General features: G+C 45.4%; 16 protein-coding genes and 1 other RNA gene. 13 read left to right on the forward strand and 4 right to left on the reverse strand.

What is annotated here, in order from left to right:
* Positions 1–171 precede the first annotated feature (171 nt).
* The 5 genes from petA to sspB all read left to right on the forward strand — a co-directional run bounded on the left by petA (position 172) and on the right by sspB (position 3,998).
* Entirely contained in the window at positions 172–762 is a 591-nt protein-coding gene (gene petA, locus IQO02_RS04285; RefSeq protein WP_010434692.1) for a ubiquinol-cytochrome c reductase iron-sulfur subunit, read from the forward strand.
* Positions 762–2,027 carry a cytochrome b gene (locus IQO02_RS04290; RefSeq protein ID WP_009848941.1) on the forward strand — a complete coding sequence of 422 codons (1,266 nt, stop codon included), beginning with the start codon at positions 762–764 and terminating at the stop codon, positions 2,025–2,027. Before petA ends, IQO02_RS04290 begins: the two co-directional genes overlap by 1 nt.
* Positions 2,024–2,761 carry a cytochrome c1 gene (locus tag IQO02_RS04295; protein ID WP_010434698.1) on the forward strand — a complete coding sequence of 246 codons (738 nt, stop codon included), beginning with the start codon at positions 2,024–2,026 and terminating at the stop codon, positions 2,759–2,761. The genes IQO02_RS04290 and IQO02_RS04295 overlap by 4 nt, the downstream gene beginning before the upstream one ends.
* Before the next feature lie 98 nt (positions 2,762–2,859).
* Positions 2,860–3,495 carry a stringent starvation protein SspA gene (gene sspA, locus IQO02_RS04300; RefSeq protein WP_010434700.1) on the forward strand — a complete coding sequence of 212 codons (636 nt, stop codon included), beginning with the start codon at positions 2,860–2,862 and terminating at the stop codon, positions 3,493–3,495.
* Positions 3,496–3,500: 5 nt separating this feature from the next.
* Positions 3,501–3,998 (forward strand): ClpXP protease specificity-enhancing factor, encoded by a 498-nt coding sequence (gene sspB, locus IQO02_RS04305; protein ID WP_010434702.1) that lies wholly within the window; start codon positions 3,501–3,503, stop codon positions 3,996–3,998.
* A 156-nt stretch (positions 3,999–4,154) separates the two neighbouring features.
* Here sspB and IQO02_RS04310 read toward each other — a convergent pair whose 3' ends face one another.
* Genes IQO02_RS04310 through IQO02_RS04325 form a run of 4 tightly spaced genes read right to left on the reverse strand, consistent with a single transcriptional unit; the run spans position 4,155 to position 7,575 of the window.
* On the reverse strand, positions 4,155–4,763 hold the full coding sequence (locus IQO02_RS04310) for a BON domain-containing protein (protein ID WP_010434703.1): 609 nt from the start codon (positions 4,761–4,763) through the stop codon (positions 4,155–4,157).
* A gap of 16 nt (positions 4,764–4,779) precedes the next feature.
* Positions 4,780–5,370, reverse strand: a complete 591-nt coding sequence (locus IQO02_RS04315) for a phosphoheptose isomerase (protein ID WP_010434705.1) — start codon at positions 5,368–5,370, stop codon at positions 4,780–4,782.
* Between the two features lie 2 nt (positions 5,371–5,372).
* Complete coding sequence (locus IQO02_RS04320) at positions 5,373–5,771, reverse strand: YraN family protein (protein ID WP_010434707.1); 399 nt, start codon at positions 5,769–5,771, stop codon at positions 5,373–5,375.
* Positions 5,758–7,575: a penicillin-binding protein activator gene (locus tag IQO02_RS04325; protein WP_016783970.1), complete on the reverse strand. Its 1,818-nt coding sequence runs from the start codon at positions 7,573–7,575 to the stop codon at positions 5,758–5,760. Before IQO02_RS04325 ends, IQO02_RS04320 begins: the two co-directional genes overlap by 14 nt.
* 61 nt (positions 7,576–7,636) lie before the next feature.
* Between IQO02_RS04325 and rsmI the strand changes: the two genes are divergently transcribed.
* From rsmI to mraY, 8 genes are all read left to right on the forward strand, one after another.
* Positions 7,637–8,503 carry a 16S rRNA (cytidine(1402)-2'-O)-methyltransferase gene (rsmI, locus tag IQO02_RS04330; protein ID WP_010434711.1) on the forward strand — a complete coding sequence of 289 codons (867 nt, stop codon included), beginning with the start codon at positions 7,637–7,639 and terminating at the stop codon, positions 8,501–8,503.
* Positions 8,504–8,679: 176 nt separating this feature from the next.
* Positions 8,680–9,119, forward strand: an RNA gene (gene rnpB / locus IQO02_RS04335) — RNase P RNA component class A.
* 228 nt (positions 9,120–9,347) lie between these two features.
* Positions 9,348–10,298: a 16S rRNA (cytosine(1402)-N(4))-methyltransferase RsmH gene (rsmH, locus tag IQO02_RS04340; protein ID WP_010434714.1), complete on the forward strand. Its 951-nt coding sequence runs from the start codon at positions 9,348–9,350 to the stop codon at positions 10,296–10,298.
* Positions 10,299–10,301: 3 nt separating this feature from the next.
* Positions 10,302–10,619, forward strand: coding sequence for a cell division protein FtsL (ftsL, locus tag IQO02_RS04345; protein WP_016793006.1), 318 nt, complete (start codon positions 10,302–10,304; stop codon positions 10,617–10,619).
* The gene (locus IQO02_RS04350; protein WP_010434717.1) at positions 10,616–12,373 is read left to right on the forward strand and encodes a peptidoglycan glycosyltransferase FtsI; all 1,758 of its coding nucleotides are present in this window, start codon (positions 10,616–10,618) and stop codon (positions 12,371–12,373) included. The genes ftsL and IQO02_RS04350 overlap by 4 nt, the downstream gene beginning before the upstream one ends.
* A gap of 18 nt (positions 12,374–12,391) precedes the next feature.
* A complete protein-coding gene (gene murE / locus IQO02_RS04355; RefSeq protein ID WP_016789749.1) occupies positions 12,392–13,879 on the forward strand; it encodes a UDP-N-acetylmuramoyl-L-alanyl-D-glutamate--2,6-diaminopimelate ligase in 1,488 nt (495 codons plus the stop codon).
* On the forward strand, positions 13,876–15,249 hold the full coding sequence (locus IQO02_RS04360) for a UDP-N-acetylmuramoyl-tripeptide--D-alanyl-D-alanine ligase (RefSeq protein ID WP_016791798.1): 1,374 nt from the start codon (positions 13,876–13,878) through the stop codon (positions 15,247–15,249). Before murE ends, IQO02_RS04360 begins: the two co-directional genes overlap by 4 nt.
* Positions 15,246–16,328, forward strand: coding sequence for a phospho-N-acetylmuramoyl-pentapeptide-transferase (gene mraY / locus IQO02_RS04365; protein ID WP_010434722.1), 1,083 nt, complete (start codon positions 15,246–15,248; stop codon positions 16,326–16,328). The genes IQO02_RS04360 and mraY overlap by 4 nt, the downstream gene beginning before the upstream one ends.
* The last annotated feature ends 9 nt before the right edge of the window (positions 16,329–16,337 follow it).

Raw genomic sequence — 16,337 nt, forward strand, 5'->3', positions numbered from 1 at the left:
AATGTGCGCTTTGCCTCATGATTGTTACAAAAAGGTAGCTTTATCTTGTCAAAAAGTAGGGTTTTATTTATCATTTGCCGTCAATAAATAGAACTAAATACATATTTTGTTAGCCATGCTCTTTATTCGGAATTATTTCAATCCATAAGGAGCAAATGGGAGAATGTTTGGATGAGCAACGCGCCTTTAAATAACGGTCGCAGGCGTTTCTTAACCGCAACAACAGCCGTTGTTGGTGGTTTAGGAGCAGCTGCTGTAGCCGTGCCTTTTATTAAATCATGGAATCCGAGTGCTAAGGCGAAAGCTGCAGGCGCCCCGGTGGAAGTGGAAGTCAGTAAGTTAGAACCGGGACAAATGGTTCGTGTCGAGTGGCAAGGTAAGCCTGTATGGGTTGTACGCCGAGCTGAATCGGTACTAGAAAACCTAAAAGCGATCGGTGGTCAACTTCGTGACCCTCAATCTGAAGCTGAACAACAACCTGAATACGCACAGAACGAGTTCCGTTCGATTAAGCCGGAATTCTTCGTTGCTGTTGGTTTCTGTACGCACTTAGGTTGTTCTCCAACTTACCTACCGGATTCTTTTGCAGAACAAGTTCAGGGTGTTAAGTCTGGTTTCTTCTGTCCTTGTCATGGTTCAAAGTTTGATATGGCAGGTCGAGTATTCCAAGGCGTACCAGCTCCATTGAACCTTGTTGTACCAAAGCATATGTATTTGAGTGACACTAAGATCATGATCGGTGTGGACGAGGGAGACGCGTAATGCAAGGATTGCTTGATTGGGTAGAGAAACGTCTACCTGCGATGAATGCTTACAAAAAGCATTTATCTGAATACCCAATGCCTAAGAACTTTAACTTTTGGTACCTTTTCGGTTCTTTAGCAATGTTGGTACTGGTTAACCAAATCCTTACGGGTATTTGGTTAACAATGAACTACGTACCGTCTGGTGAAGGTGCGTTCGCTTCTGTTGAATACATCATGCGTGATGTAGAATACGGTTGGTTACTGCGTTACATGCACTCAACGGGTGCTTCGGCATTCTTCGTGGTTATCTACCTGCACATGTTCCGTGGTTTAATCTACGGTTCATACCAAAAACCTCGTGAGCTACTTTGGATCTTCGGTATGTTGATCTTTTTAGTGCTTATGGCTGAAGCTTTCATGGGTTACTTACTACCATGGGGTCAAATGTCTTACTGGGGTGCTCAGGTAATCATATCTCTGTTTGGTGCAATCCCAGTTATTGGTGATGACCTAACGCTTTGGATCCGTGGTGACTACATCATCTCTGGTGCAACGCTGAACCGTTTCTTCGCACTGCACGTTATCGCTTTACCAATCGTACTATTGCTGCTTATCGTACTTCACGTACTAGCACTGCACGAAGTAGGTTCGAATAACCCTGACGGTATCGAAACCAAGCTTCCTAAAGGTACGATGGGCGACGACTACAAGACTCAGTTCCCATTCCACAAGGATTACACTAAGAAATACGACATCATTGACTCTATTCCTTTCCACCCATACGGGACGGTAAAAGATATGGTTGGTGTTGCTGGCTTCCTATTCTTGTTCTGTTACGTGCTGTTCTTTAACCCAGAAATGGGTGGGTACTTCCTTGAGCCGCCAAACTTTGAAGCTGCAAACCCACTGAAAACACCAGAGCACATTGCTCCAGTTTGGTACTTCACGCCGTTCTACGCTGTACTTCGTGCTGTTCCCGATAAGCTGTTAGGTGTAGTAGCAATGGGCGCCTCTATTGTCGTGCTCTTCCTACTACCTTGGTTCGATCGTTGTAAAGTGCGCTCTTACCGTTACCGTAGCAAACTGCATTTGATTAACATCATCCAATTCACAATAAGCTTTATTGCGCTTGGTGTCCTTGGTGCGCTTCCAGCGACGCCAACATACACGCTACTAGCTCAAATCTTTAGCTTAGGTTACTTCATGTTCTTCGTTCTGCTGTGGTTCTACAGTAAAAATGAAGCGACGAAACCATTACCAGAAAGGGTGACATTCAAATGAAAAAGTGGATTGTAATTTTATTTGCTATGTTGCCGTCACTGGCGATGGCAGCGGGTGCAAGCGTACCATTAGACAAAGCGAACAATGATTTAACAGACAAAGCCTCATTGCAAAATGGCGCTAAGATGTTCATGAACTATTGTTTCGCTTGTCACTCAACGCAGTACCAACGTTATGAGCGTGTTGCGAATGATTTAGAAATTCCTTTAGACCTAATGAAGGAAAACCTGATTTTCGACCCAGAAGTGAAAATTGGTAGTTTGATGGTTAATGCTATGCCTTCTGATCAAGCGGCTAGTTGGTTTGGTGCTCCGCCACCTGACTTAACTCTGGTTGCTCGTGTTCGTGGTGCAGATTGGCTATACACATATCTTCGTACTTTCTATGAAGACCCGTCTCGTCCATTTGGGGTGAACAACATCGTTTTCCCAAGTGTTGGTATGCCACATGTTCTTGAAGAGCTACAAGGAATCCCAACGCCAATCTACGATACTCACATGGTAGATGGTGAGGAAGTGAAGGTTGTTGTTGGCACTGAAACTGACGGTTCTGGTGAGCTAAGCACTGGTGAATACGATGAAGCGGTTCGCGACCTTGTAAACTTCCTTGTTTACTCGGGCGACCCGGTACAACTTGAGCGCCACGCTATGGGTTGGTGGGTAATGGCCTTCTTAGTAATCTTCACTATCATTGTGATTTTACTGAAGAAAGAGTATTGGCGTGATGTGCACTAATTGTGCTATAATACCGTGCTAATTCCCAAATTATGTTAATGTTCAATGGAGGCTTTTAGGCCTCCATTGTTTTTATTTAAAGTGTACTGGAGGGCTCCATGGCTGTAGCTGCCAATAAACGTTCTGTGATGACTCTTTTCTCAAGTGCTTCTGATATGTATAGCCATCAGGTGCGCATTGTTCTTGCTGAAAAAGGCGTAAGTGTTGAAGTTGAGTTGGTTGATGAAAAAAATCTACCAGCAGAGCTTGTTGAACTGAACCCGTACAAATCAGTACCTACCCTTATTGATCGTGAGCTTGCTTTATATGACTCAAAGATCATTATGGAATATCTTGATGAGCGTTTCCCTCATCCACCATTGATGCCTGTATACCCGGTTGCTCGTGGTAATAGCCGTCTAATGATGTACCGCATTGAGCGCAACTGGTATTCAGTTGCTGAGAAAATCGTTAAAGGCAACGCTGAAGAATCAGAAGCTGCTCGCGTTAAACTGCGCAATGACCTACTGACTCTTGCTCCTATCTTCGCTGAATATGAATACTTCATGAGCGAAGAGTTTAGCCTAATTGATTGTTACCTAGCTCCGCTGTTATGGCGTTTACCTGAGCTTGGTATCGAACTAATTGGTCCTGGTTCTAAAGAGCTTAAGATTTACATGAACCGCGTATTCGAACGTGATTCATTCCTAGCTTCTCTAACTGAAGCTGAGCGTGAGATGCGACTCGTTCGCTAAGCGTTATGGATATTTCTAATATGACCCCACGCCGACCATACATGCTTCGTGCATTTTATGAATGGCTGGTTGATAACGAATTAACGCCTCACTTGGTTGTTGAAGCAACATTACCCGGTGTGCGAGTTCCTGAAGAGTTTGTTCAAGATGGCCAGATCATTCTGAACATCGCGCCTCGTGCTGTTGGGCAACTTGAATTGGGTAACGAAGCAGTAACGTTTAGTGCTCGCTTTAGTGGCCGTCCACATTCTGTGATCGTTCCGCTTTACGCAGTACAAGCGATTTATGCTCGTGAAAATGGTGCTGGTACCATGTTTGAACCTGAAGAGGCATACATGGAAGCGTTTGAAGAAGGGATCGAAGAAAGTCCTTTTGAAGAACCAGAAAAAGGCCCATCTTTGAGCGTAGCAACGGCAGACGAAGACGCTGAAGAAGAGCCTGACTCAGATCCTGAGCCTCCTCGTCCTGCGAAAGGTCGCCCAAGCCTTCGCGTTATCAAATAACGTTAGTAAAATAACAACCAAATAAAAAAGCAGCGATCTATCGCTGCTTTTTCTTTTTTTGCTTTCTTATTCTGTCTTCAGTCAGTTACTGCCCAGCTTTTTGAACGGGCTACTGAGCATCTGCATTATCCAGTATTGAGCATATAGATTGATTCGTTAATTAACCGAAGTCTCTTCTTCTTCACCATATTCAAACGCTCGAATTACCTGCTTCACACCAGATATATTACGTGCAACTTCTGTTGCGATATCAGCGTGTTCTCGAGAAACCAATCCAAGCAAAAATACTTCTGAATCTTCAGTGATGACTTTTACTTTAATGCCGTTAAGCTCAGCATTGGCAAGTAGTGCAGACTTCACCTTGGTGGTAATCCAACTGTCTTTGCTAATAGCGCTAACAGATAGTGGTTCTTTAACTCGAACTTGATTGTGAATGCTCTTTACACCGGTAACATCCTTGGCTTGGTTTTCAAAAGCACGACGTTCAGAGTCTGTCATGGCTTGTCCCATCAGCACGACAGAACCTCGGTAAGAGCTGGCAGTGACACGAACATTGCCACGAAATGGTTGTTTATTGGTTATCGCCGCAACTTCAAATTCGATGTTGTTATCGTTCCAAATTTCTTTGGTGGTTCGCGTATCCGTGACTAGGTTTGCTGTGGTTGCCGCACCAGCAATGAAAATGCCAGCACAACCAGATAGGGACAGTGTAAGTAGCGAAACACTAATCAGCTTGAACAGCTTCATAGAGGTTAATGATTTCATTGTGATGCTCCGTATATCACTCTTCGTGAGCAGGGAAGAGTACTTGGTCGATTAGGTCACATAGGCAGTGTAGTGTCACCATGTGTACTTCATGAATGCGCGCTGTGCGGTGTGAAGGGATACGAATTTCAACATCGTGCTCACCAAGTAAGCCTGCCATTTCACCACCATCTTTACCAGTAAAGGCAATGATTGTCATGTCGCGTGTTACCGCAGCTTCCATCGCTTTGATGATGTTCTTGCTGTTACCGCTAGTCGAGATAGCCAGTAAGATGTCACCTGTTTGACCAAATGCTCGTACCTGCTTAGAGAAGATTTCTTCATAGTGATAGTCGTTTGCCACTGCAGTTAGCGTGGTGTTATCAGCCATGAGTGCCATCGCCGGAAGGCTAGGGCGTTCTGTTTCAAAGCGGTTGAGTAAGCATGATACAAATTGCTGAGCATTCGACGCCGAACCACCATTACCACAACAAAGAATTTTGTTTCCGTTGAGCAGGGTAGCAACCATAGCTTGAGCGGCATGCGTGATTGCGTCTGGCAGTGCTTCTGCAGCCGCAATTTGGATTTGAATACTTTCTGTAAAACTTTCTTTAATGCTGTCTAGCATGTTTATCCTTGGGTAATTGCGTTTTGAATCCAGTCGATATGTTCATTCGGCCCTTCAATGGCAACAATATCAAACCTGAAATCCGTAGAATGCACTGACAAGCCTTGCTGCATAAGCCAAACATTGGCTGTTTTGAGCAGCTTCTGTGACTTCTTTGCTGTTACCATTTCAGCGGCATGTCCGTAACGGGTTTGCTTACGGTATTTTACTTCGGCAAACACTACGGTATTGTTATGGCGCATTATAAGATCAATCTCGCCACATTTAGCTATGAAGTTTTGTTGAATTAACGATAAACCGTGGCCAATTAAATAATTCTTCGCCACGGTCTCGTATTTATCACCCACTTGTTTGTGGGTGACGGTTGCTTTGGACAAAAACGTACGGCTAAAAAGCCCCATGCTCTGCCCAGCTGATTTCGCGTTGTACGACACAATTATTATCGATGGTTAACACACCGGTTTCACCCGGAATACTGTAACCTTGTACAGCTTTCATCTGTGGCAGTGCATCCATTAGGTAATAAGCATCCATTCCCAGAGCTTGCAAACGTTTTTGGCCGTTTGAATGTGCAGGCCATAAGTCGTTTAGCTCTTTGTTGAGCTCGTTCTTGTTCTCAACTAACAGTGGGATATCGCTGTAGAAAACACCGGTTAGGTCTTCATACTGTTTATCACCGCTGTTGCTGCGTGAATTTGAGAACAGTGCTGGTTGACTAGCATCTGGATTAATTGCGACTTCAATGAACGGTTTGATTAGCGTTAGCTCTGAGTTCTTAGCCACAATGTAGACAGAATCGATATCACGGCGACTGCGTGGTTCTGTTTCTAGGTCTAGGTTCAGTAACCCGTCCATTTGAGCGATACGCTGCTGGCTTTCTTGTAATCCGAAGACTTGGTTTACCGTGCGCTGCAGTTGACGTTTATCAGCGAAAAAACTCATCGCGACGTCGTTGCTACTGTATTTTTGCCACTCTTCCTTAAAAGCTTGCTCAACTCGATCACCCAAACGTCCTTTTGGCGCAAGGATTAGCGGGTACTTGTAACCTTGAGCAAAAAGGTGTTTCGCGGCCTGAGCGACTTCTTGTTCAGGCGATAGAGCGAGATAGCAAATATTGGTATCAGGTTCTAGTTGCGTTGGAATGTTCAGAGCTAAAGCTGGAATCGAGTTCTCGTGGTTTTTCTGTGCTTGCTGAAGCTTAGTGATGTTGCTCTTAATCAGCGGGCCAACGATGAAATCAACGTTGTTCTCTTCCAATGTCGCTTTGATTTCAGCAGCACTTTGCACGTTGGTATCCATAACGGTCAGCGTTGCATCTTCTTCGCGTTCTTTGTCGTTCATCATAGCAAAGATGAAGCCATCACGTACCAGTTGTGCTTGCTTACCATACTTACCCGTTAGCGGCAGCAACAGTGCTGTGCTAGTTGGCTTGCTGATCTCTAGTGCTAAAATATCGGTGATCGCTTGAGGTGTGTAAGTAGCCGCAGGGTGCTGAGGGTTCTCGGCTAACCAATCAGATAGAGTTTCCTGTAGGTTTGGAAGGTTCGAGTTGAGCGTCTTCATGTAGATAGCCAGTTGTAACCAACCTGAAAGCACATCTTCTGTCGGCGATGTTTTCAGTTCTAGAATCTCGTATTGAGAGTAGCTATTCAGATTCTGCCAAATACGGTCGGCAGTTTGCTGTTGAAGCTCGTCGTCAGTGTCTAGGTACTCTGAATAGAGCACTAACTCACGGCTTGCCTCGAAATACTCACTTTTCATCTCTGAGATGTTCGCGCGTAGCTCGTGATAATCTTTCCACTGTTCGTCAGGTAGCTTCCACCAAGGCTGAAAGTTCAGTTGGCTATAAGCTTGATCAGGCTGTGAGTTATTCACTAGCAGCTGAGCGCGAGCTAATTGCCATTCCGCTTGTTGAACTTCACTTAGTTCTTGTTTTGCTAAGCGTTTGATAAGCAGTGTTGCTTGATCGGTTTTTCCAGCTTGCACAGAAGATTTAAGCGCCATGATTAACCAGTCGTTTTGTAGACTTCCTTTACTACTATCCGCCTGCATCATGTAACTTTCAGTTGATTGCGCTGGATCTAGTGTAATATCAACGCTCGTTGGTGCTTGAGGACCTGAAGAACAAGCCGCCAATGTAATTGCTAATGCAATTGGAGTTAGTAAGCGTGGTACACTGAGTCTCTTATGGTTCATCGTTGCCATGAGTTCTTTAAATTCCGTATAAATTTGTATCTATATTAATCGTTGAAGTGATGGTAAACAAATGACAGATAACAAAACCTTGCTCACAGAGAGCCCAACTCTCTACATTGTGCCAACTCCAATCGGAAATTTGGGAGATATCACTCAAAGAGCAATTGAAATTTTATCAAGTGTCGATGTTATTGCAGCCGAAGACACACGCCACACGGGTAAGCTGCTTGCTCACTTCAATATATCAACCAGAACGTTCGCTTTACATGATCATAATGAACAAACTAAAGCACAAGTTCTAGTCGAAAGGTTATTAGAAGGTCAGTCTATCGCATTAGTCTCTGATGCGGGTACTCCTTTAATCAGTGACCCAGGTTACCATCTTGTCTCACAATGTCGTCAAGCGGGTGTGAGAGTTGTGCCACTTCCTGGTGCTTGTGCAGTGATTACTGCGTTAAGTGCTTCTGGTCTACCGTCGGATCGCTTCAGCTTTGAAGGCTTCTTGCCACCAAAGAGTAAGGGTCGCAAAGATAAGTTCTTAGAGATCGCAAAAGCAGAACGCACGTGTATCTTCTATGAATCACCGCACCGTATTACGGATTCTCTGCAGGATATGCTAGATATTCTAGGACCTGACCGTGAAGTTGTATTGGCGCGTGAGCTAACCAAAACCTTCGAAACCATCCAAGGGCTGCCACTTGGTGAGCTGATTGAGTGGATTGAAGAAGACGCTAACCGCAAACGTGGTGAGATGGTGCTGCTGATTCATGGTCACCGTGAAGAAGCGACCACAGAATTACCAGACGAAGCGACTCGCACGCTAGGTATTCTAACCAAAGAGCTACCCCTTAAAAAAGCGGCGGCGATGACGGCAGAAATCTACAATCTGAAAAAGAACGCTTTATATAAATGGGGCCTAGAGTATCTAGACAACTAGATACCTCTTTAAAGAGTCGCTAACCTGTATTGAAAAGCTTGTGAGGAATGATGGTATTGCCGTCATTCCTCTTTTTTTGTCTGGATTGTGTGAAATTCACGCAGTTGCTTAGAGGTTTGCACCATATTTGTGATCTCGCTAGACACTGCACACGAATCTCTATACAATCCGCCTTCGGAGTTGAACGGGTAATCGCTGCTTTGCTGATGTCCTTCGGGAGACTGACGTTGAGGTCCTTCGGGAAACTGACGTTGAAGTCCTTCGGGAGACTGGTAGAGGGGAGGAACGTCCGGGCTCCATAGAGCAGGGTGCCAGATAACGTCTGGGGGGCGCGAGCCCACGACAAGTGCAGCAGAGAGAAGACCGCCGATGGCCTCATTTCTTCGGAAGAGGCACAGGTAAGGCTGAAAGGGTGCGGTAAGAGCGCACCGTGCGACTGGCAACAGTTCGTAGCAAGGTAAACTCCACCCGGAGCAAGATCAAATAGGCCCTCGCATTGCGCTGCTCGCGTATGGGGGCGGGTAGATTGCTTGAGCCTGTGAGCGATTGCAGGCCTAGACGAATGGTTACCGCCGCGCAAGCGGAACAGAACCCGGCGTATGTGTCAACTCCACCTATATAAAGAACCCATCATTACTTAACCGTAGTGATGGGTTTTTTGCTTTATATTGACGTAAATTATTTAGATTTCCTTAAAATCTTTCACCCTGATATAAGCTTGGGTCAAAAATTCCAAATGCCTATACACAATATGGTGGAGATACAGCGTGAAATCAGTACACTAAAACGTTAATAGAACAAATTATTGCCGAACTAATGGCTCAATCCACTCACTGAGAAGACTATGACAGAAGCATTCAAACATATTTCAGTATTGCTTAACGAATCTATTGACGGACTTGCGATCAAACCTGACGGTACCTACATCGATGGTACTTTTGGCCGTGGTGGGCACAGCCGTACAATCCTGTCTAAACTGGGCGAGAATGGAAGACTCTTTAGTATCGACCGCGATCCACAAGCAATTGCTGAAGCTCAGAAGATTGATGACCCCCGTTTTACGATTATTCACGGCCCATTCTCAGGTATGGCTGAATATGCAGAGCGTTATGACTTAGTGGGTAAAGTGGATGGTGTTTTACTGGATTTAGGTGTGTCTTCACCACAGCTAGATGATGCTGAACGTGGCTTTAGCTTCATGAAAGACGGCCCGCTAGACATGCGTATGGATCCAACGACGGGTATTCCGGTTTCTCAGTGGCTAGTTGATGCGGATCTTGATGACATCACATGGGTTATCCGTGAGTTCGGTGAAGATAAACACGCTCGTCGTATCGCGAAGGGCATCATTGCTTATCAAGAGAACGAAGAGAACGAACCGTTAACACGTACTGGCCAATTGGCTAAGCTTATCTCTGATGTCGCTCCAAAGAACTTTAAAGAGAAAAAGCACCCAGCGACACGTGCTTTCCAAGCATTTCGTATCTACATTAATAGTGAACTTGAAGAGATCGATACCGCACTGAAAGGCGCTGCAAGTATTCTTGCTCCCCAAGGTCGTATCTCTGTTATCAGTTTTCACTCTCTTGAAGACCGTATGGTGAAGCGCTTCATCCGTAAAGAGAGTCAAGGCCCTCAGGTACCTCATGGTTTACCATTAACAGAAGATCAAATTAAAGCTTTAGGCAGTGCCGATCTAAAACCAATTGGTAAAGCGATCAAGCCTTCTAAAGGTGAAGTGGATGAAAATACTCGTTCACGCAGCTCAGTACTACGAATCGCAGAAAAGCTGTAGTCAATGAAGACCTCCAAGCCTAACTTAGCCAAGATAATATTTTTTGATTTGATCTCCGTGGGTAAGGTCCCATTGGTGGTTCTTATCTGTATCTTTGCGAGTGCGATGGGGGTCGTTCTTACGACACATATGTCACGTCAGGCGATTACGCAAAAAGACATGGCATTAGTCGAACGAGAGCAGCTAGATGATGAGTGGCGAAATTTAATGCTTGAAGAGACAGCTTTGGCTGAACACAGTCGCGTTCAAGCATCGGCAAAACGAGAGTTAGACATGAAACGTCCAGACTCTGATAAAGAAGTTGTGATCACACTGAAATGACCGGTAAAAAGGAAAAATCACCCGCGAAAACCGTTAATAAATCAACGAAAAAGCGTGTGAAGAGCGAAAAGGATTCGGATCCAGTTCTGATAAAATGGCGTTTTAACGTCGTTATTGCTTTCGTGTTTCTTGCCTTTGCTGCACTTGTTGGTCGTGTGGCTTATATACAAATCATTGAACCAGATAACTTAATTCGTCAGGGCGACCTTCGTTCGGTGCGTGTTAAGGCTATTCCTTCTGCTCGTGGTATTATTTCTGATCGCAATGGTGAGCCACTTGCTGTCAGTGTTCCTGTTGAAGCGGTATGGGCTGACCCGAAAACCATTTTCGATAAAAATGGTATGGCTCAAATTGATCGTTGGTATGCGTTAGCTGATGTACTTGGCCTAGAACGACAACCGATGATCGATAAGATCTCTAGTAACAAATCCCGCCGATTTATTTATCTTCAGAGACAAGTTAGCCCTGCGATGGCTAAATATATCCGCGATCTTAAACTCGTGGGTGTGGGGCTTAAAGCTGAATCTCGTCGTTACTACCCTGCAGGTGAAATCAGTGCTCATCTTATTGGTGTAACCGGTATCGATGGTCATGGTCTTGAAGGTGTAGAACGCAGTTATGATCAGTGGCTCACTGGTGAAGCGGGTAAACGTACCATTCGTAAAGATCGCTATGGACGCGTTGTCGAAAATATTGCCTTAGAAGAGCGTGAAGAAGGCAAGCCATTAGAATTAACCATCGACCAACGATTACAGGCCATTGCTTATCGAGCGATCAAGCAAGCGGTGGCCGATCATAAGGCGACTTCAGGCTCTGCGGTACTGCTCGATGTAAAAACAGGTGCCGTGTTAGCCATGGTCAATGCGCCATCTTACAACCCGAATAACCGTGCTGACCTACAAAGCTTTAAGATGCGAAACCGCGTATTAACCGACGCCATGGAACCTGGCTCTACCGTGAAACCTTTTGTGGTTTTAGCGGCGCTAGAGAACGGCACCGCAGACCCAGATGTCGTTATTGATACTGGCAACGGTATTATGCAGATCGGTGGTAGTCGTGTGCGAGATTCGTCTAAAGTGGGTAAGGCTGACTTAGCGTTGATCCTCAAAAAGTCGAGTAACATAGGTGTTGCGAAATTAGCGCTTAATATGCCACTCGAAGCCTTGCTTGGTATGTACAGCTCGGTTGGTCTAGGTGAGATGTCTGGGCTGAATTTGGTTGGTGAAACGAGCGGTATTTTCCCGAATCGCCGTCGCTGGTCAAAGTTTGAGATTGCGACCTTAGCGTTTGGTTATGGTTTGTCTGTTACACCGATGCAGTTAGCACATGCTTATGCGACGCTAGCCAACAAAGGCTTATATGAGCCAATTCATATTATTAAGAGCAACGACCAAGATTTTTCTAAGCAGATTATCAAGCGAGAAAACGCTGAACTGGTTTTGAACATGCTCGAAGGGGTGACTCAAAAAGGTGGAACGGCGACAAGAGCCGCCGTTCCGGGTTACCGCGTTGCAGCCAAAACGGGTACATCTCGTAAGGCAGAGGCTGGCGGATACAGTGATGAATACATTGCGATCACTGCAGGCTTTGCCCCAGTAAGTGACCCAAGAGTTGCGTTGGTTGTTGTAGTCAATGAGCCTCAAGGTGACCTTTACTATGGTGGCTCAGTCGCAGCCCCTGTATTTTCTGAGATCATGAAGGGTGCACTACAAATCATGAATGTCCCGGCTGATGAAAATAAGTTTCAAGAATAGAGTTAATCAGGATTCAATATGAGTAATAGCCTCACGCTGTCATCTTTACTTTCTCCTTGGGGGGACTTTGATTCAACAGAACTAGAGTCGATTGCTGTTGAGCAATTGGAGTTGGATAGTCGTGCCATCAAGAAAGGTGATATTTTCGTCGCCATTGTTGGACATGCCGTTGATGGTCGCCGTTTTATCGACAAAGCGGTCGCTCAAGGAGCTAAAGCCGTCATTGCACAGGCTGGTGATGACAAAGCTCATGGCTTGGTTGAGTGGTTAAATGCAGTTCCTGTTGTTTATGTAGCGGAGCTAAATTCAATTCTCTCTGAACTGGCTGGTCGAGTTTATTCTTCTCAAGCGACCAAACTGATTGGTGTTACTGGCACCAATGGCAAAACCACCATCACTCAATTGATTGCTCAATGGCTTGATCTCGTTGGTCAACGCTCTGCGGTAATGGGCACCACAGGTAATGGTTTCCTAGATAATCTAAAAACAGCGGCTAACACCACAGGCAGCGCGATTGAAATACAGCGCACGCTGAGTGAGTTGGCTGAAGAAAAAGCCGTTTATACTGCGATGGAGATCTCTTCTCATGGTTTGGTGCAAGGTCGAGTAAAGGCTTTGGACTTTGAAGTTGGTGTCTTTACTAACTTGAGTCGTGATCATCTTGATTACCATGGCACCATGGAAGAGTACGCTCTGGCGAAGAAGAGCTTGTTTACTCAACACAAATGCAAGCATGCCGTCATTAATGTGGATGACGAAGTGGGTAAGGCTTGGATGATAGATTTATCCAAGGCCATTGCTGTTTCACTATCACCGCTAGCGGGTTATCAACAATCGGTATGGGCGTCTGATGTCGCTTATGCAGAAACTGGTATTCAGATGTCTTTCGATGGTAACTGGGGACAAGGCGATCTTTCGGTTCCTTTAATTGGTCAGTTTAACGCATCAAATGTATTGGTTGCTTTCGCGACTCTGCTTTCATTGGGCATCGATAAGAAAATATTAGTCGATACTGCACCTCAGCTTCAGCCTGTTATTGGTCGTATGGAACTGTTCCAAGTGCCGAGCAAAGCTAAAGTAGTTGTTGATTACGCTCATACACCAGACGCGTTAGAGAAAGCTCTGGCAGCATTGCGCGTGCACTGCTCGGGAAAATTGTGGGCTATCTTTGGTTGCGGTGGAGATCGTGACACAGGGAAACGCCCGATGATGGCAGCGACCGCAGAGCAGTTTGCCGATAAAATTATTATTTCAGATGACAACCCTCGCAGCGAAGATCCGGTTTTGATTGTCAAAGATATGCTTGCTGGTTTAAGTGAGCCGGAATCGGCGTTCGTCGAGCACGATCGCTACCAAGCGGTTAAGTTTGCACTTGAGCAGGCAGACAGCAATGACATTATTCTTTTGGCTGGTAAAGGCCATGAGGATTACCAAGTATTGAAAGACAATACGGTACATTACTCAGACCGAGAGTCTGCGCTTCAACTTTTAGGTATTTCATCATGATTGATGTATCACTCGAACAAATTTGTTCAGCAGTCAGCGGCGAGTTGATTGAGGCTGTCAACTCCAGTCATAACGTAATTAATGCCGTTTCTACGGATACTCGCACCGTTGAAGAGGGCGCATTGTTTGTTGCTCTCGTCGGAGAACGTTTTGATGCGCATGACTTTTGTCATCAAGCCGTTGAGGCGAATGCGAGTGCGTTGTTAGTCGAACGAAAACTTGACTTAAATATTACTCAAGTTGTTGTTGAAGACACTAAACTTGCTTTAGGTCAGTTAAGTGCTTGGATCCATAAACAATGTGACGTGCCAACCATGGCGATTACTGGCAGTTGTGGCAAGACGACCGTCAAAGAGATGGTGGCGAGCATTCTGCAACAACGTGGCAAGGTGCTGTTTACGGCAGGTAACTTCAATAATGATATTGGTGTGCCTTTGACTTTGCTACGTAGTGAACCAAGCGATGACTATGCGGTGATCGAATTAGGCGCTAACCATATCGGTGAAATCGCCTACACTACCCAGCTTGTGAAACCACAGGTTGCCTTGGTAAATAATGTGGCAGCGGCGCACCTAGAAGGATTTGGCTCAATTGATGGTGTGAAGCAAGCAAAAGGTGAAATTTTTCAGGGGCTTGCAGCTGGTGACACTGCTATTGTTAGTTTAGAGAGTAACGGTGGCGAATTTTGGAGTGAAGTTCTCGCAGATAAAGCGGTTCTGACCTTTTCAGAAAGTGATGATACAGCGGATTACTTTGCCAAAAATATTCGTATCAACGAGCAAGGTGAAGCGTGCTTTGATATGCAGACACCAAAAGGTTCTGTGCCCGTTGAACTTGGCATTATCGGCCAGCATAACGTAGCGAATGCCTTAGCAGCAGCAGCGTTGAGCATTCAGTTTGGCGCAACGCTCGATGAAATAAAAATTGGTTTAGCGAATCTTATCTCAGTCAAAGGACGAGTTGAGGTTCAACAATTAAGTCAGAATATCAAGCTGATAGATGACAGTTATAACGCCAGCGTGCCTGCAATGAAGGCGGCAGCTAAATTGCTATCGAGCTTCAAAGGTCAACGTTGGTTGATTTTAGGCAATATGGCTGAATTAGGCGACGAAAGCCTTGCACTTCACCGTCAAGTCGGTGAATATGCTGCCCCATTCGCTTTTGAGCATGTACTCACTTACGGTAATGATACTAAGGTGATTAGTGAGGTCTGTAATGGTACTCACTTTGCAACGCATCAAGCGATGATCGCGCACATAGAGCAGCACTTATGCTTGCCAGAAAACGCGTCACATACCTTGTTGGTAAAAGGCGCAAACAGTGCAGGAATGAGTAAAATAGCCGCTGCTTTAAAGGAGAACTTTTCATGATAATTTGGCTTGCAGAGCTACTACAGCCACACTTTTCTTTTTTCCGTTTGTTCGAATACCTATCGTTTCGTGCAATCGCGAGTATTTTGACGGCATTATGTCTGTCACTGTGGATGGGACCTCGTTTAATTGAGCGTCTGCAAATGCTACAAATTGGCCAAGTTGTTCGTAATGACGGCCCTGAGTCTCACTTCAGTAAGCGTGGTACACCAACCATGGGTGGCGTGATGATCCTAGCTGCGATCATTATTACGGTATTAGTGTGGGCTGACCTTTCTAACCCTTACGTTTGGGCGGTATTGGTTGTTCTTGGCGGTTACGGTGCGGTTGGCTTTGTTGACGACTACCGTAAAGTCGTTCGTAAAAATACAGACGGCTTGATTGCTCGTTGGAAGTACTTCTGGCAATCGGCGATTGCATTGGTTGTCGCATTCGCTCTATACGCTCATGGTCACGATACTGCGGCAACACAATTGGTTGTTCCTTTCTTCAAAGATGTGATGCCACAGTTAGGCTTGTTCTACATAGTGCTGACGTACTTTGTTATTGTGGGTACCAGTAATGCGGTAAACCTAACGGACGGCCTAGACGGTTTGGCCATTATGCCAACGGTGATGGTTGCGGCTGGCTTTGCTGTGATTGCTTGGGCGACAGGTAACGTTAACTTCGCCGCGTACCTACACATTCCATACATCCCATACACCTCTGAGCTGGTTGTTGTATGTACTGCTATCGTGGGTGCAGGTCTCGGCTTTCTATGGTTTAACACCTACCCAGCACAAGTATTCATGGGCGATGTTGGTTCTCTAGCGCTTGGTGGTGCATTGGGTGTGATTGCTGTGTTAGTTCGCCAAGAATTGGTACTGGTTATCATGGGCGGTGTGTTTGTAATGGAGACCTTGTCAGTGATTCTGCAGGTAGGCTCTTACAAATTGCGTGGTCAGCGTATTTTCCGCATGGCACCGATTCATCACCACTACGAACTTAAAGGTTGGCCGGAGCCGCGTGTAATCGTGCGTTTTTGGATCATCTCAATGGTATTAGTATTGGTTGGTCTAGCGACACTGAAAGTTCGTTAATCCTATGTG

Origin of the sequence: Vibrio sp. OPT24, assembly GCF_015163545.1 — a bacterium.
Classification (GTDB): Bacteria; Pseudomonadota; Gammaproteobacteria; order Enterobacterales; family Vibrionaceae; genus Vibrio; species Vibrio cyclitrophicus.

Bases quoted from the DNA above. Each gene is read 5' to 3' on its own strand.
- petA (WP_010434692.1), top strand. From the start codon at position 172: ATGAGCAACGCGCCTTTAAATAACGGTCGCAGGCGTTTCTTAACCGCA.
- IQO02_RS04290 (WP_009848941.1), top strand. From the start codon at position 762: ATGCAAGGATTGCTTGATTGGGTAGAGAAACGTCTACCTGCGATGAAT.
- IQO02_RS04295 (WP_010434698.1), top strand. From the start codon at position 2,024: ATGAAAAAGTGGATTGTAATTTTATTTGCTATGTTGCCGTCACTGGCG.
- sspA (WP_010434700.1), top strand. From the start codon at position 2,860: ATGGCTGTAGCTGCCAATAAACGTTCTGTGATGACTCTTTTCTCAAGT.
- sspB (WP_010434702.1), top strand. From the start codon at position 3,501: ATGGATATTTCTAATATGACCCCACGCCGACCATACATGCTTCGTGCA.
- IQO02_RS04310 (WP_010434703.1), bottom strand. From the start codon at position 4,763: ATGAAATCATTAACCTCTATGAAGCTGTTCAAGCTGATTAGTGTTTCG.
- IQO02_RS04315 (WP_010434705.1), bottom strand. From the start codon at position 5,370: ATGCTAGACAGCATTAAAGAAAGTTTTACAGAAAGTATTCAAATCCAA.
- IQO02_RS04320 (WP_010434707.1), bottom strand. From the start codon at position 5,771: ATGGGGCTTTTTAGCCGTACGTTTTTGTCCAAAGCAACCGTCACCCAC.
- IQO02_RS04325 (WP_016783970.1), bottom strand. From the start codon at position 7,575: ATGGCAACGATGAACCATAAGAGACTCAGTGTACCACGCTTACTAACT.
- rsmI (WP_010434711.1), top strand. From the start codon at position 7,637: ATGACAGATAACAAAACCTTGCTCACAGAGAGCCCAACTCTCTACATT.
- rsmH (WP_010434714.1), top strand. From the start codon at position 9,348: ATGACAGAAGCATTCAAACATATTTCAGTATTGCTTAACGAATCTATT.
- ftsL (WP_016793006.1), top strand. From the start codon at position 10,302: ATGAAGACCTCCAAGCCTAACTTAGCCAAGATAATATTTTTTGATTTG.
- IQO02_RS04350 (WP_010434717.1), top strand. From the start codon at position 10,616: ATGACCGGTAAAAAGGAAAAATCACCCGCGAAAACCGTTAATAAATCA.
- murE (WP_016789749.1), top strand. From the start codon at position 12,392: ATGAGTAATAGCCTCACGCTGTCATCTTTACTTTCTCCTTGGGGGGAC.
- IQO02_RS04360 (WP_016791798.1), top strand. From the start codon at position 13,876: ATGATTGATGTATCACTCGAACAAATTTGTTCAGCAGTCAGCGGCGAG.
- mraY (WP_010434722.1), top strand. From the start codon at position 15,246: ATGATAATTTGGCTTGCAGAGCTACTACAGCCACACTTTTCTTTTTTC.